The organism is Burkholderia sp. KJ006, assembly GCF_000262695.1.
GTDB classification, from domain to species: Bacteria; Pseudomonadota; Gammaproteobacteria; order Burkholderiales; family Burkholderiaceae; genus Burkholderia; species Burkholderia vietnamiensis.
The window spans coordinates 3,102,083-3,116,096 of sequence record NC_017920.1 but is presented as its reverse complement, the minus strand read 5'-3'; the positions used below and the strand labels follow the sequence as shown (position 1 = coordinate 3,116,096).

Here is a 14,014-nt window from a genome sequence, read left to right as displayed (position 1 = left end):
TTTGAGTCCAACGTGTGGGCGTGTTCGTTCAGCGCGCGCGGCGAGCTGCCGCGAGTTGCTCTGCGATGGTTGGCCGTCCGCGTCGGCGTGGCGTGCGTTCTGCGATTGCGGCGGGCGAGGGTATTGCCGCGCTAGGCGTGAGCTTCTGCTGAAGCCACGCATCGACATCTTCGCGGCGAAACCGCAGGAGGCGACCCAGCTTCAGGCAGGGAGGAAGGTCACCACCACCTGAGTGACGGTTGTAGATGGTTTGTTCGGCGATTCCCAGCGCGGCGGCTAGGTCTTTGGGAGAAAGAAGGGGAGGCACTTGTTACGTTCCTATGTCATGCAACCACAGGGCTGCAATGAGTATAGGAAGAAACTTCGTGATGAAAGCGTAGCCAGCCGTAACTCGTAGGAAGCCTTAGTATTTGAGGCTTTTTTTCGTATTGCCTTGAGTTCGTACCCGTCTGTGTTCTGGGCGGGTACGAATCCAGCAACCGTCAGGCCGCACGCACCATCTGCGGTTGGGCGTATGCGGACGGACTCATCTTGACCATGAGGGACGCGGTCGGGATGGTTCCCGGCGGTGCGAAGCTGGGCGCGGGAGCGCGTTCCGTAACGGGCGGCTGGGCGGGAGCGGTCTGTCGCAATGCAGGTTGCGCGGCGGCGCGACGAACCAATGCAACGAGTTCAGCGTCCGTCGGATTGTAATAGCGCATGGCCATCTGGAGCGTTTTCCAGCCCATGAGTTTCGCAAGGTCTTGCACTTGCATGGTGGGCGCGAAGCGCGATGCCGCCTCGTGGCGCAGGTCATGAAAATGCAAGCCTTCGATGCCAGCAGCTTTGCATGCGCTCGCGAATGCTCGGTCCAGTCCAGAAGTGTCGTAGAAGTTGGTGATGACAGTCGCGCCGGTGCGGGGAAGTTTCTGGAGCACGTTCACCGCCTTGTGTGTCAGACCGACCGTGCGGCGGCTGCCGTTCTTCGTTTTCTCCAGCCGCGCGCAGCATTGGTCGAAGTCAACCTGGTCCCAGGTGAGAGTCAGGATTTCGCCAGCGCGCATGCCGGTTTCCAGTGCAAGGTCGATGCAGGCTTCCAGCCAGATAGCGGAACGTGCCTTCGGGCGGTGAACCGCTGCCCGCAGGCGCTGTTCTTCATCGCCTTCGAGTCGGCGCTCGCGGCCCTCTTCCGGTTTGGGCTTCGACACGTTTTTCGGCTCGTGCGTCAGCGGCCAGCTCCATTCTTTGATTGCGATGGTGTACAGATGCGAAAGCACGGCCAGTTCCAGGCGCACGGTGTTTGGACCGACCTGAGTCCGGCGTTGGTCTCGATAGCTGGCGAAGTCCGTGGCCTGGAGGCTGGACATGAGACGCTGGGCCAACGGATGGCGCTGGAGTTGCTTGATGCGGTTACTTTCCGATGTCTGTCCGCGCTTTTGCGTGGTGACGGTCGTCAGATACCGTTCGAGCGCATCACCGAGAGTCACCCCGGCAAGAACCCGGCGGTCGCGGAAGGTGCCCGCGTCCATTTGTGATTCGACTTCGCGTGCCCAGGCTTCTGCCCGGGCTTTGGTTCTGTGGGTTTCCGACTGCGAAGGGTATCCCTTGCGTCGGACCGTGGCTTGCCATTGGTGGGGACCACGATTGTTGATTGTTGCCATGCGAACGCTACTCCCAAAATAAAGTGTAGCGTTGCCACAGCACCATGAACGGCAAGTGCAGGAGGTTTGCTGCAAATTTCCAGTACAGCAGAATTGCAGCAATAAATGGCCAGAAAGCAAAAAGCCCACCTAAAAGGTGGGCTAAGTGCTTGATTTCTTTGGTGGGGCGTGAGTGACTCGAACACTCGACCTACGGATTAAGAGTCCGCTGCTCTACCAACTGAGCTAACGCCCCAACAGAAGAAAGATTATGCACGGGTATTTCATCATTGGCAAGCCCTTTCTGCAAATTTCCCCAAAATATTTCGTCACCGTGCGTGCGGCTGCCGGCGCGCTGCCAAGTGATCGCAGTTGGCCCGCTCCCGGTATGATGACGTCCATCTGTTGCGCGGCGGTCGCGCAACATTCTCTGGACATTCGAAGATGGACGAAAACGCAGTCCGCGAATTGCTGGACCGCCTGCTGGCCCCGTGGGTCCGCTCGCTCGGCCTGGTTCCCGTGTCGATCGGCGACGACAGCGTCACGATGCGTCTGCCGTTTTCCGGCGAATTCCGCCATTCGGGCGGCATCATCTGCGGCCAGGTCTTCACCGCCGCCGCCGACACCGCGATGGTGGTCGCGATCTCGGCCGCGCTCGGCGAGTTCCGGCCGATGACCACCGTCTCGCTGAACACGAACTTCATGCGTCCGGTGCGCAAGGGCGACGTGCTGGTCACCGCGCGCGTGCTGCGGATGGGCCGCAACCTCGTGTTCGGCGAAGTCGAGCTGTTCGACGAGGACGGCAAGATGGCCGTGCACGCAACGTCGACCTACGCGCTGGTCAGCTGAGCGGCGCGATGTTCGACCAGATCGTGTTCGCGGGCGGCGGTAACCGCTGTTGGTGGCAAGCCGGCTTCTGGGACGTCGTGCAGCCGGCGCTGGCGCTGCGCCCGCGCGTGATCGCCGGCATCTCGGCCGGCGCGGCCACGGCCTGCATGCTGTACACACGCGACGCCGCGTGGGTGATGCGCTATTACGAGCAAGCGCTGCGCCACAACCGCAAGAACGCGTACTGGGGCAACCTGTTCCGCCGCGAGCCGGTGTTTCCGCACTATCGGATCTATCGGCAGGCGCTGCTCGACATCTACGGCGAGCCGTTCGCGCGGCTCGCGGACGCCCCGGAGATCCGTATCGGCGTGTCGCACGTGCCGCGCTGGCTCGGCGCGCGCAGTGCGGTGGCCGCGGGCCTCGTCGCGTACAACATCGAGAAATACGTGCGCAAGACGCTGCACCCGACGCTCGGGCGCGCGCTCGGCTTTCGCCCCGAATTCGTGCGCGCACAGGCGTGCGCGACGGTCGACGATCTCGCTGACCTGATCCTGCAGTCGTCGTGCACGCCGCCGTTCACGCCCGTGCTGCGGCGCGACGGCCGGCCGGTGCTCGACGGCGGGATGGTCGACAACGTGCCGGTGGGCGCACTCGACACGTCGCCGGGCGACGTGCTGGTGCTCGTCACGAGGCTGTATCCGCGCCCGCAGATGTTCACGGTCGCGCACGGCGACCAGCGGCGGCTCTATATACAACCGTCGAGCAAGGTGCCGATTTCGAGCTGGGATTACACGAGCCCGTCGCAGATGCGGCACGCGTACGACCTCGGGCGCCGCGACGGCGAGCATTTCCTCACGCGCGTCAGCGCGATGACCGGCGGCCGCGTGGCCGCCTGACGCCATGATCGGACAGAGAAGCCGCGCCGCGGGCGCGGCGGTGCGGGTCAGCGCGCGCGGCGCGGCGTCAGCGCTTCCGGATTGACGACGCTCGACAGGTCGCCCTGGTCGAACGCGAGAATGTTCCTGAACGCCGCGCTGAAATACAGCTCGTAGCTCTCGCGCTCGACGTAGCCGATGTGCGGCGTGCAGATCACGTTCTCCATCCGCAGCAGGCTGTAGCCCTGCAGGATCGGCTCGCTCTCGAACACGTCGATCGCGACCATCCCCGGCCGGTTGTGCGACAGCGCGTTGACGAGCGCATTTTCCTCGAGCAGCTCGGCGCGGCTCGTGTTGACGAGCAGCGACGTCGGCTTCATCCGCAGCAGGTCCTCCTGCTTGACGATCCCGCGCGTGTCGTCGTGCAGCCGCAGGTGCAGCGACAGCACGTCGCTCTGCTTGAACAGCGCCTCGCGACTGTCGGCGGCCGTGTAGCCGTCGGCGCGCGCGGCCTCGAGCGAGTGCTCGCGGCCCCAGATCAGCACATTCATCCCGAACGCCTTGCCGTAGCCGGCGACCAGCCGGCCGATCTTTCCGTAGCCCCAGATGCCGAGCGTCTGGCCGCGCAGCACCTGGCCGAGCCCGAAGTTCGGCGGCAGCGCCGACGTCTTCAGGCCCGACTGCTGCCACGCACCTTGCTTCAGGTTGGCGACGTATTGCGGAATGCGGCGCTGGGCGGCCATCACGAGCGCCCACGTCAGTTCGGCCGGCGCCACCGGCGAGCCCGTGCCTTCGAGCACCGCGATGCCGCGATCGGTACACGCTTCGAGGTCGATGTGGCTGGAGATGCGGCCGGTCTGGCTGATCATCCGCAGATTCGGCAGTTTTGCGAGCAGTTGCGACGAAATCGGCGTGCGTTCGCGAATCAGCACGAGCGCCTCGACTTCCGCCAGCCGGCTCGCGAGTTGCCCCAGGCCGCGCACCGTATTGTTGAAGACCTTCACGTCGTGCTCGGCGAGCATCTCGAAGCAATTCAGCTTGCGGACGGCGTCCTGGTAGTCGTCGAGGATGGCAATTTTCATGTTCAGCAGGGAAGTCGCGCGTTGAAAGCAGCGGCCGCGGCGCGCGGGGCGCGCCCGTGCCGCCCGGCCGGGGCCGACATGATGCTACGCCGGCACACGGCATGGGGTCTTTTTAACAGGTTGTTACGCTCCGCCGCAATCGGCGTCGGTCGCAGCAGGGTGCGCTGCTGTGTCGCATCAGACATGTCCTTTCTGATTCGGCCCGTTTCGCGGACGACGTTCACCTAATTGTTGTCGAGATCAGAATAATTGGATCATCCATTCGCAATCGGTGAGGATTTTTGCCCATTTTTATCGTCAACGCGGCAGTTGTTGAGCAACTCTGCATCATTTCCGCTGTCGTAGGAGAATTACGCATTTGCTTCAACTTTTTGAAGTTGTAACAGCGGCAGGAGTCGTTATGGATCATTTGCAGTCGATGCGCGTGTTCGTCAAGGTTGCGGATCTCGGCAGTTTCGCCCGGGCGGCGAGCGCAATGGACATCTCCAATGCGGTCGCGACGCGTCATGTCGCCGATCTGGAAGGCCGGCTCGGCACGCGCCTGCTGAACCGTACGACACGCAGCCTTTCGCTGACGGAGTCGGGGCAGGTCTATCTCGAGCGCGCGCGACAGATTCTCGACGAGCTCGAAGATGTCGAGCAGATGGTGGTCGCGCGCAATCACGAGCCGGTCGGCACGTTGCGGATCGTCGCGCCCGTCGTGTTCGGGCTGCACAACCTCGCGCCCGTGCTGCAGTCGTACACCGAGAATTTTCCGAAAGTCGTGCCGGACCTTACGCTGGTGGACCGCCAGGTCGATCTCGTCGAGGAGGGGTTCGACGTCGGCATCGTCGTCACGCGGCAGATGCGCAGCGCGAGCATCGTCACGCGCCGGCTGACCACCGGCTGCATGACCGTCTGCGCGACGCCGAGCTACCTCGAGAAGCACGGCGTGCCGACCCACCCGGAACAGCTCGCCGAGCACCCGGCGCTGAGCCTGCCGACCGAATACTGGGGCGACGAGCGCGTATTCACCGGCCCGGACGGCGAAGTGCGCGTGCGCCCGACCAACGTGATCGTCGCGAACAACACCGCGATGCTGCGCCAGTTCGCGCTGCTCGGGATGGGTGTTGCGATCCTGCCGAGCTACCTGATCGGCAGCGACATCGCGCGCGGCGCGCTGGTGCGGCTGCTGCCGGATTTCCGGCTGCCGCAGGTCGAGATCAACATCGCGTACCCGAGCCGGCGCCATCTGCCGGCAAAGGTGCGCACGTTCATCGACCATCTCGTCGAATATTTCAGCCGCGCCACCGATGCGGTGATCGGCGAGCAGTGGGCGGCCCAAGGTACGTCGTCCGCGCCGATCGGTGTCGAGATGCGCGCCGACCCGGCCGAGTCGACCGACCCGAACCTGCAGCCGCGGCTTGCGCGCGCGCCGCGCGGGCGAGCCGCGGTGCCGTCGCCGCTGTAACGGCGGCGCGGCCGGCAGCCCACAGCGCCGACGCAAATAAAAAACGCGGATCGAGCAATCGATCCGCGTTTTTTTGTCGATGCGTGCCGCAGCGGGCGGCTGCGGCGGTCGCGCCGTTACGAGCCCGTCTTGCGCGCCGTCGTCTTGCGGGCGGCGGTCTTGCGAGCCGGTGCCGGTTTCTCGTCGGCGCCTTCGGTGACGGTTTCTGCATCCTTCGTCGCCGATTTTGCCGTCTTCTTCGCCGCGGCGGCCTTCGGCTCCTTCTTCTCGAACTCGAAGCCGATCTTGCCGTCCGGCTGTTTCACGAGGAATGCCTTGAAATTGCGGCCCGTGCGCGACGACTTGAAGTTCGGCAGCAGATCGGTGCGGCCGTCGGCCAGCAGCTTCGCCATCTGCTCGCGCGTGATTTCCTGCTGGAGGATCACCTTGCCCGAGCGGAAGTCGCAGGTCTTCGGGTTCGCGACCGAGTGCTCGCACACATAGCTCATCCCGTGCTCGAACACGCGGCCGTTGCACTTCGGGCACGCGCCGACCGGCTCCTGCGCGGAGAAGTCGGGCGCTTCGCCCTCGTCGCCGCCCTGGTCCTGGCCGAAATCGAACTCGAGCTTGTAGTTCTTCGTTTCATCGTCGAACGACAGCTTGAGGATCGCCGAGAACGGCCGCCCCATCTTGCTGCGGAAGCCGGACAGCGGCCCGATGGTCTTCTCGCGCAGCAGCTCCTCGACTTCCGCGATCTCGAACTGCCGGCTGCCCGGAATCTTCGAGATCGAGAACTCGCACTTCGTGCAGGCGAAGCGGCGGTAGTTCTCCTTCACCTGACCGCCGCAGTTCGGGCACGGCGTCTCGAGCGTCGCGTAGTCGCCCGGGATCGTGTCGGAGTCGTATTCCTTCGCGCGCTTGACGATCTGTTGCGTCATGCGGGCGATTTCCTGCATGAACGCGTCGCGCCCGAGGTTGCCGCGCTCCATCTGCGACAGCTTGTATTCCCATTCGCCGGTGAGCTCGGGCGCGGTCAGCTCTTTCACGCCGAGCCCGCGCAGCAGCGTCATCAGCTGGAATGCCTTCGCGGTCGGGATCAGCTCGCGGCCTTCGCGCACCAGGTATTTCTCGCCGAGCAGGCCTTCGATGATCGCCGCGCGCGTGGCCGGCGTGCCGAGGCCCTTCGCGGCCATCGCCTCGCGCAGCTCGTCGTCCTCGACGAGCTTGCCCGCGCCTTCCATCGCGGACAGCAGCGTCGCTTCCGAGTAGCGTGCGGGCGGCTTCGTGACGAGCGCGACCGCCGCGATCTCGTCGGTCTTCACCTTCTCGTCCTTCTGCACCTGCACGAGGTTCGCGTCCGCGCCTTCGGCGTCGCGACCGTATACCTGCAGCCAGCCCGGCTCGACCAGCACCTTGCCTTCGGTCTTGAAGTGATGGCCGGCTACTTCGGTGATCCGCGTCGTGACGCGGAACTCGGCCGCGGGGAAGAACACCGCGAGGAAGCGCTTCACGACGAGGTCGTACAGCTTCTGTTCCGGCTCGGACAGCGACTTCGGCGCCTGCAGCGTCGGGATGATTGCGAAGTGATCGCTGATCTTCGAATTGTCGAAGATCCGCTTGTTCGGCTTCACCCAGCCCTTGTCGAGCACCTGCTTCGCGTGCGGCAGGTAGTTGTGGCTCTCCTTGAGCATCTCGAGCGTGGACTGCACCGTCGCCAGATAGTCTTCCGGCAGCGCGCGCGCGTCGGTACGCGGGTAGGTCAGCACCTTGTGCTTTTCATACAGCGCCTGCGCGAGGCCCAGCGTGTTCTTCGCGGAGAAGCCGAAACGGCCGTTCGCCTCGCGCTGCAGGCTCGTCAGGTCGAACAGCAGCGGCGACAGTTGCGTCGACGGCTTCGATTCCTCGCTGACCGTGCCGATCTGGTCGCGACACGCGGCGACGATCGTTTCGGCGGCCGGCAGGCTCCAGAGGCGCGAGTCGCGCTTTTCCGGATCGAACTCGTCGCGCTTGAACTTCGGATCGAACCACTTGCCTTCGTAGAAACCGGCCGCGCACGCGAATTCGGCGCGCACTTCCCAATAATCGCGCGGGACGAATCGGCGGATTTTCTCTTCACGTTCGACGACGATCGATAGCGTTGGCGTCTGAACGCGACCGACGGTCGTCAGGAAGAAGCCGCCGCCCTTGCTGTTGAACGCGGTCATCGCGCGCGTGCCGTTGATGCCCACGAGCCAGTCGGCTTCCGAGCGGCAACGTGCGGCGTCGGCGAGCGGCTGCATGTCGTTGTCGCTGCGCAGGTGCGCGAAACCGTCGCGGATCGCCTGCGGCGTCATCGATTGGAGCCACAGGCGCTGGACCGGCTGCTTCGCCTTCGCGTGCTGCACGATCAGGCGGAAAATCAGCTCGCCCTCGCGCCCCGCGTCGCATGCGTTGATCAGGCGATCGACGTCCTTGCGCTTCATCAGCTTGGTCAGGACTTTCAGTCGCGATTCGCTTTTTGCGATCGGGTTCAGGTCAAAATGCGGGGGGATGACGGGGAGATGGGCGAAACTCCATTTCCCGCGCTTGACCTCGTACTCTTCCGGGGCGGCGATTTCCAGCAGATGGCCGACTGCGGACGAGAGCACGAATTCGTCGCTCTCGTAGTATTCGTCATGCTTGGTAAAGCCGCCCAAAGCGCGCGCGATGTCGTTCGCGACAGAAGGCTTTTCCGCAATGATCAGTGCTTTGGACATGACAGGTGTGTGTTGGTAGACCGGGTTCGCCGGTGTGGGGACCCTTTTACGACGGCTTTATAGCACACGCCGCAGCGACGGCGGGTTGGCGTGTAAAAAAGCGGCCCATCATAGAGGGGGGCTGCAGCGGCGGCAAGCGCCTGGCCCGGCAGCACGCGTCGCGGCGTGCGGCGGGGCCGGACGGACGCCCGCTCAGGCCTCGACGTTCAGGATATTGCGCAATTTCGGTGCGTGCGGCGCGCCGGGCACCGCGCTCAGGTCGGACAGCATCCGCTCGACGATCGCCGCGTGCGGCAGCACCGTGCCGAAGAAGCGCGCGGTGTGCGCATCCTCGATCAGGATCGTCGGGAAGTTTTCGACGTCGAGGTCGTCGAGCTGGTCGGCATGGGTTTCGATGTCGATCCACGCGAAGCAGGCGTCCGGATGAGCGTCGGCGAGCTGGTCGAAGGCCGTGCGGTAGTCGCGGCAGGTGCCGCACCACTCGGCGCACAGGCAGGCGACCAGCAGCGTGTCGGGATCGGCGAGGCGCTCGGCGATCCGATCTGCATCGGTGTCGAGATTCAGCGCGGGCATGGAATTCCTTCGATATCGTCGGCGGCGCGGCCGCCCCTATGCCGGGGACTGTAGCACGCCGGACGGCGGTGGGGTGGGCGCCAAATCAAGCCGCGCGAAGCGTCCGCCGGCCACGCTGGCGACGCGTCCGGCCAGCTCCAGCGCGAGCAGCGCGCGGTGCAGCACGTCGTCCGGCAGGTCGCTGTGCTCGGCGAGCCATTCGTATGTGACGGGGCCGTATCCCAATGCGGCGAGCACGGCTCGTTCGGCTGGATCGTTCGCGGGCGCGCATGCGGTTCGTGGTGGGACGGCGGGGGCATCGGCCACGGTGTCAGTGTCGGTGTCGGGAGATGCCGCTGCGCCAGTGCGGCGCTCGCCCGCGCGGGGCGTGGCGGCGCCCGATGCATCTTCGCGATCGGAGCGGGAACCCGCACCGACTGCCGTGCCGCCGGCCTGGGCCGCAGGTTCCCCGAGCCCGTACTCCTCGAGCACGTCGAGCGGTGTGGCGGTGAGCTTCGCGCCGTCGCGGATCAGCGCGTGGCAACCCTGGGCGAGCGGTGCGTGAATCGAGCCGGGCATCGCGAACACGTCGCGGCCGAGTTCGTTCGCGAGCCTTGCGGTGATCAGCGAGCCCGAGCGCGGGGCGGCTTCGACCACCAGCGTGCCGACCGCGAGCGCGGCGATCAGCCGGTTGCGCTGTGGGAAATGCGACGCGCGCGCGGGCGTGCCGAGCGGCCATTCCGAGACGATCACGCCGTGCGCGGCGATCTCATGCGCGAGCATGCGGTGACGCGCCGGATAGACGAGATCGGCGCCGGTCGCGATGACCGCGATCGTGCCCGAGCGGCCGTCGAGGCCGCCGCGATGCGCGGCGCCGTCGATGCCGAGCGCGAGGCCCGACGCGATCGCCAGGCCGGCGTCGGACAGCACCTGCGCGAAACGCGTCGCATCGGCGAGGCCCTGCGGCGTCGCGTGGCGGCTGCCCACCACGGCGATGCTGCGCGCGTGCAGCAGGTCGACCCGGCCCTTTACATATAGCAGCGGCGGCGGATCGTGCAGGTCGCGCAGCCGCGGCGGGTAGGCCGGATCGGTGAGCGTGACGATCGCGTTGCCCGGCGCGTCGAGCCACGCGAGCGCGGCGTCGGTGCGCGCGTCGAGGTCGTCCCGCTCGCTCGCGTGCACGGCCCGCGCGGCGGCCGGGCTCGTGTGCTCGGCAATGGCCGCGTCCGACGCGTGCAGCAGCGCCGCGGGCGTGCCGAATGCGTCGAGCAACACGCGCAGCACCGCCGGCGCGATGCCGGGCGCATGCGCGAGTTGCAGCCATGCGCGCAGCATGGTCGCGGTCAGCGCTTGCGGCGACATGAGATTGCGCCCGAATGCGACAGCCAGCGCGGCGCGTGGCGCCATGATAAAATTTTCATCATCCGAAATACTCGACGGGGCCGCGCGCACGGGCGTCCGGCCAGTTGCAGGAGGCATGACGTGCGGCATTGATATGCCGTGCGTTCGCCTCATCTTCATTGCATCCCGGCAATGGCGCCACTCGGCCGGATGGCCGATAGGGCACGCCGCCCACCCGAATACCGAACACCATGGCTTTGCTGAACATTCTTCATTACCCCGACAAGCGACTGCACAAGGTCGCCAAGCCCGTCGACAAGGTCGACGACCGCATCCGCAAGCTCGTCGCCGACATGGCCGAAACCATGTACGCGGCGCCCGGCATCGGCCTCGCGGCGACGCAGGTCGACGTGCACGAGCGCGTGATCGTGATCGACGTCTCCGAAGAAAAGAACGAGCTGCGCGCGTTCATCAATCCGGAGATCGTCTGGTCGAGCGACGCGAAGCAGGTGTACGAGGAAGGCTGCCTGTCGGTGCCCGGCATCTACGACGAAGTCGAGCGCCCGGACCATGTGCGCGTGCGCGCGCTCAACGAGCGCGGCGAGCCGTTCGAGCTCGACTGCGAAGGCCTGCTGGCGGTGTGCGTGCAGCACGAGATGGACCATCTGATGGGCCGCGTGTTCGTCGAATACCTGTCGCCGCTGAAGCAGACCCGTATCAAGACGAAGATGAAGAAACTCGAACGCGCGATGTAACGCGTGCGCGCCAAGCCCTCTCGAACGCTGTCATGACCCATACGTTGCGCGTGATTTTTGCCGGCACGCCGGAATTCGCCGCGGCCGCACTCGCCGCGATCCACGAGGCCGGTTTTCCGGTGCCGCTCGTGCTCACCCAGCCCGATCGTCCTGCCGGGCGCGGAATGAAACTGCAGGCGAGCGCGGTGAAGCGCTACGCCGTCGAGCACGGCATGCCCGTCGCGCAGCCGACGTCGCTGCGCCGCGCCGGCAAGTTCCCCGCCGAGGCCGCCGAGGCGATCGAGCTGCTGCGCGCGACGCCGCACGACGTGATGGTGGTGGCCGCATACGGCCTGCTGCTGCCGCAGGAGGTGCTCGACATTCCGCGCGCCGGCTGCATCAACATTCACGCGTCGCTGCTGCCGCGCTGGCGCGGCGCGGCGCCGATTCATCGCGCGATCGAAGCCGGGGACGCCGAAACGGGCGTCACGCTGATGCAGATGGACGTCGGCCTCGATACCGGTGCGATGATCGACGAGGCGCGCATCGCGATCGCGCCCGACGACACGACCGCGACGCTGCACGACCGGCTCGCCGCCGACGGCGCACGGCTGATCGTCGCCGCACTCGAGCGGCTCGAGCGCGACGGCGCGCTGCCCGCGACGCCGCAGCCGGCCGACGGCGTGACGTACGCGGAAAAGATCGGCAAGCACGAAGCGGCGCTCGACTGGCGCAAGCCGGCCGACGTGCTCGCGCGCCAGGTGCGTGCGTTCGACCCGTTCCCGGGCGGCGTCGCGACGCTCGACGGCGCCGCGATCAAGCTGTGGGCCGCCGAGCCCGTGGCCGCGCGTGGCGATGCGGCGCCCGGCACGATCGTCGAAGCAGCCCCGGAAGGGGTGATCGTCGCCTGCGGCGCGGGCGCGCTGCGCGTGACGCAGCTGCAGAAGCCGGGCGGCAAGCGCTTGCCGGCGCGCGAATTCCTGGCCGGCTCGCCGCTCGCCGCGGGCCAGCGTTTCGCATTGCCCGACGCCGCCTGAGCATCATTCGACACGGGATGCCGGCCGGGCGCAATCGGCCGGATGGCCGAGTCGCGCCGCACGGCGGGCGCGCGTAGAATTCCCGTGCGTTTCCCGGTTACGAGGCTCCCATGTTCGGCATCACCCACTTCGGCTTTTTCGTACTCGCGGTTTTCCTGCTCAACATCACGCCTGGCCCCGACACCGCGTACATCGTCGGCCGCAGCATCGCGCAGGGCCGCGGCGCGGGGCTGATGTCGGCGCTCGGCATCTCGGCCGGCGCCTGTGTGCACACGCTCGCATGCGCCTTCGGGCTGACCGCGCTGCTCGCCGCGTCGGCCGCCGCGTTCACGGCGATCAAGCTCGCCGGCGCCGCGTACCTGATCTACCTCGGCGTGCGCATGATCATCGCGAAGCAGGGCGGTGCGCCGGCTCCTGCCGCCGCCGCGCAGCCCATCGCCGCGAAGCCGCTGCGTCAGCTGTTCATGCAGGGTTTCTGGACCAACGTGCTGAACCCGAAGGTCGTGCTGTTCTTCGTGTCGTTCTTCCCGCAGTTCGTGTCGGCGGGCAGCCCGCACAAGGCGCTCGCGTTCCTCGCGCTGGGCTCGGTGTTCGTCGTGATGAGCACCGTCTGGTCGTGCATCGTCGTGTGGATCGCCGGCGGTGTCACGCAACGCTTTTCCGGCAAGCCGGGCGTCAAGAAGTGGCTCGACCGCACGGTCGGCAGCGCGTTCGTCGGCCTCGGGTTGCGGCTCGCGGCCGCGCAACGCTGAGATTGAATTTTTCCGGCGCGACCTTATCTAACAAATCGCTTACAATTTTCCGCCGCCCGTGACGGAGCGGCGGGTCCCCTGACGGATAAGGAGTGGGTATGTTCAATTGGGTCAAAACGGCGATGCTGATGGCCGCGATCACGGCCCTGTTCATCGTGATCGGCGGGATGATCGGCGGCTCGCGTGGCATGACGATCGCGCTGCTGTTCGCGCTCGGCATGAATTTCTTCTCGTACTGGTTCTCCGACAAGATGGTGCTGCGCATGTACAACGCGCAGGAAGTCGACGAGGCCACGGCGCCGCAGTTCTACCGGATGGTCCGCGAGCTTGCCACGCGCGCCAACCTGCCGATGCCGCGCGTCTACCTGATCAACGAGGATGCGCCGAACGCGTTCGCCACGGGCCGCAACCCCGAGCACGCGGCGGTCGCCGCGACGACGGGCATCCTGCGCGCGCTGTCCGAGCGCGAAATGCGCGGCGTGATGGCGCACGAGCTCGCGCACGTGAAGCACCGCGACATCCTGATCTCGACGATCACCGCGACGATGGCCGGCGCGATCTCGGCGCTGGCCAACTTCGCGATGTTCTTCGGCGGCCGCGACGAAAACGGCCGGCCGGCCAATCCGATCGCAGGGATTGCGGTTGCGCTGCTCGCGCCGATCGCCGGTGCGCTGATCCAGATGGCGATCTCACGGGCGCGCGAGTTCGAGGCCGATCGCGGCGGCGCGCAGATTTCCGGCGATCCGCAGGCGCTCGCCACCGCGCTCGACAAGATTCATCGCTATGCGGCGGGCATTCCGTTCCAGGCGGCCGAAGCGCATCCGGCCACCGCGCAGATGATGATCATGAATCCGCTGCACGGCGGCGGCCTGCAGAACCTGTTTTCCACGCACCCGGCGACCGAGGAGCGCATCGCGCGCTTGATGGAGATGGCGCGTACTGGCCGCTTCGACTAAGCCGCGCCGTACTCGTCGCCCACACCCCGCATGCCTCGCGCTGCGGGGTGTTTCATTTGCCGCGCCCCCAAAGG

13 protein-coding genes and 1 tRNA gene are annotated in these 14,014 nt (G+C 66.2%); 7 read left to right on the top strand and 7 right to left on the bottom strand.

Features of this window, described 5'->3' with window-relative positions; all coding sequences use genetic code 11:
* Positions 1–28: 28 nt before the first annotated feature.
* The 3 genes from MYA_RS29780 to MYA_RS14065 all read right to left on the bottom strand — a co-directional run bounded on the left by MYA_RS29780 (position 29) and on the right by MYA_RS14065 (position 1,875).
* The gene (locus tag MYA_RS29780; protein WP_083854887.1) at positions 29–307 is read right to left on the bottom strand and encodes a helix-turn-helix transcriptional regulator; all 279 of its coding nucleotides are present in this window, start codon (positions 305–307) and stop codon (positions 29–31) included.
* Between the two features lie 175 nt (positions 308–482).
* Positions 483–1,640, bottom strand: a complete 1,158-nt coding sequence (locus MYA_RS14070) for a site-specific integrase (protein ID WP_083854886.1) — start codon at positions 1,638–1,640, stop codon at positions 483–485.
* 159 nt (positions 1,641–1,799) lie between these two features.
* Positions 1,800–1,875 (bottom strand) — tRNA-Lys (locus tag MYA_RS14065).
* Positions 1,876–2,063: 188 nt separating this feature from the next.
* On the opposite strand from MYA_RS14065, the gene MYA_RS14060 reads away from it, so the two are divergent.
* Both MYA_RS14060 and MYA_RS14055 read left to right on the top strand, forming a co-directional pair.
* A complete protein-coding gene (locus tag MYA_RS14060; protein WP_011886440.1) occupies positions 2,064–2,468 on the top strand; it encodes a PaaI family thioesterase in 405 nt (134 codons plus the stop codon).
* Positions 2,469–2,476: 8 nt separating this feature from the next.
* The gene (locus MYA_RS14055; protein ID WP_014723873.1) at positions 2,477–3,343 is read left to right on the top strand and encodes a patatin-like phospholipase family protein; all 867 of its coding nucleotides are present in this window, start codon (positions 2,477–2,479) and stop codon (positions 3,341–3,343) included.
* 47 nt (positions 3,344–3,390) lie between these two features.
* Here the strand turns inward: MYA_RS14055 and MYA_RS14050 are convergent, their stop codons facing one another.
* On the bottom strand, positions 3,391–4,404 hold the full coding sequence (locus tag MYA_RS14050; protein ID WP_011886438.1) for a D-2-hydroxyacid dehydrogenase family protein: 1,014 nt from the start codon (positions 4,402–4,404) through the stop codon (positions 3,391–3,393).
* Between the two features lie 400 nt (positions 4,405–4,804).
* Here MYA_RS14050 and MYA_RS14045 point away from each other — a divergent pair, with 400 nt between their 5' ends.
* Positions 4,805–5,854, top strand: a complete 1,050-nt coding sequence (locus tag MYA_RS14045; RefSeq protein ID WP_011886437.1) for a LysR family transcriptional regulator — start codon at positions 4,805–4,807, stop codon at positions 5,852–5,854.
* A 116-nt stretch (positions 5,855–5,970) separates the two neighbouring features.
* Here MYA_RS14045 and MYA_RS14040 read toward each other — a convergent pair whose 3' ends face one another.
* The 3 genes from MYA_RS14040 to dprA all read right to left on the bottom strand — a co-directional run bounded on the left by MYA_RS14040 (position 5,971) and on the right by dprA (position 10,527).
* Complete coding sequence (locus tag MYA_RS14040) at positions 5,971–8,568, bottom strand: DNA topoisomerase III (RefSeq protein WP_011886436.1); 2,598 nt, start codon at positions 8,566–8,568, stop codon at positions 5,971–5,973.
* Between the two features lie 192 nt (positions 8,569–8,760).
* Positions 8,761–9,141, bottom strand: coding sequence for a thioredoxin family protein (locus MYA_RS14035; protein WP_011886435.1), 381 nt, complete (start codon positions 9,139–9,141; stop codon positions 8,761–8,763).
* Between the two features lie 36 nt (positions 9,142–9,177).
* Entirely contained in the window at positions 9,178–10,527 is a 1,350-nt protein-coding gene (dprA, locus tag MYA_RS14030) for a DNA-processing protein DprA (protein ID WP_014723871.1), read from the bottom strand.
* Between the two features lie 185 nt (positions 10,528–10,712).
* Here dprA and def point away from each other — a divergent pair, with 185 nt between their 5' ends.
* The 4 genes from def (at position 10,713) to htpX (ending at position 13,940) form a co-directional block, all read left to right on the top strand.
* The gene (gene def, locus MYA_RS14025; protein ID WP_011886433.1) at positions 10,713–11,216 is read left to right on the top strand and encodes a peptide deformylase; all 504 of its coding nucleotides are present in this window, start codon (positions 10,713–10,715) and stop codon (positions 11,214–11,216) included.
* 32 nt (positions 11,217–11,248) lie between these two features.
* On the top strand, positions 11,249–12,232 hold the full coding sequence (gene fmt / locus MYA_RS14020; protein WP_014723870.1) for a methionyl-tRNA formyltransferase: 984 nt from the start codon (positions 11,249–11,251) through the stop codon (positions 12,230–12,232).
* A 110-nt stretch (positions 12,233–12,342) separates the two neighbouring features.
* Positions 12,343–12,984 carry a LysE family translocator gene (locus MYA_RS14015; protein WP_014723869.1) on the top strand — a complete coding sequence of 214 codons (642 nt, stop codon included), beginning with the start codon at positions 12,343–12,345 and terminating at the stop codon, positions 12,982–12,984.
* 98 nt (positions 12,985–13,082) lie between these two features.
* Positions 13,083–13,940 (top strand): zinc metalloprotease HtpX, encoded by an 858-nt coding sequence (gene htpX, locus MYA_RS14010; RefSeq protein ID WP_014723868.1) that lies wholly within the window; start codon positions 13,083–13,085, stop codon positions 13,938–13,940.
* Positions 13,941–14,014: the final 74 nt, after the last annotated feature.

Coding starts and splice junctions, on each gene's coding strand:
- MYA_RS14070 (WP_083854886.1), bottom strand. CDS start 1,640: ATGGCAACAATCAACAATCGTGGTCCCCACCAATGGCAAGCCACGGTC.
- MYA_RS14060 (WP_011886440.1), top strand. CDS start 2,064: ATGGACGAAAACGCAGTCCGCGAATTGCTGGACCGCCTGCTGGCCCCG.
- MYA_RS14055 (WP_014723873.1), top strand. CDS start 2,477: ATGTTCGACCAGATCGTGTTCGCGGGCGGCGGTAACCGCTGTTGGTGG.
- MYA_RS14050 (WP_011886438.1), bottom strand. CDS start 4,404: ATGAAAATTGCCATCCTCGACGACTACCAGGACGCCGTCCGCAAGCTG.
- MYA_RS14045 (WP_011886437.1), top strand. CDS start 4,805: ATGGATCATTTGCAGTCGATGCGCGTGTTCGTCAAGGTTGCGGATCTC.
- MYA_RS14040 (WP_011886436.1), bottom strand. CDS start 8,568: ATGTCCAAAGCACTGATCATTGCGGAAAAGCCTTCTGTCGCGAACGAC.
- MYA_RS14035 (WP_011886435.1), bottom strand. CDS start 9,141: ATGCCCGCGCTGAATCTCGACACCGATGCAGATCGGATCGCCGAGCGC.
- dprA (WP_014723871.1), bottom strand. CDS start 10,527: ATGGCGCCACGCGCCGCGCTGGCTGTCGCATTCGGGCGCAATCTCATG.
- def (WP_011886433.1), top strand. CDS start 10,713: ATGGCTTTGCTGAACATTCTTCATTACCCCGACAAGCGACTGCACAAG.
- fmt (WP_014723870.1), top strand. CDS start 11,249: ATGACCCATACGTTGCGCGTGATTTTTGCCGGCACGCCGGAATTCGCC.
- MYA_RS14015 (WP_014723869.1), top strand. CDS start 12,343: ATGTTCGGCATCACCCACTTCGGCTTTTTCGTACTCGCGGTTTTCCTG.
- htpX (WP_014723868.1), top strand. CDS start 13,083: ATGTTCAATTGGGTCAAAACGGCGATGCTGATGGCCGCGATCACGGCC.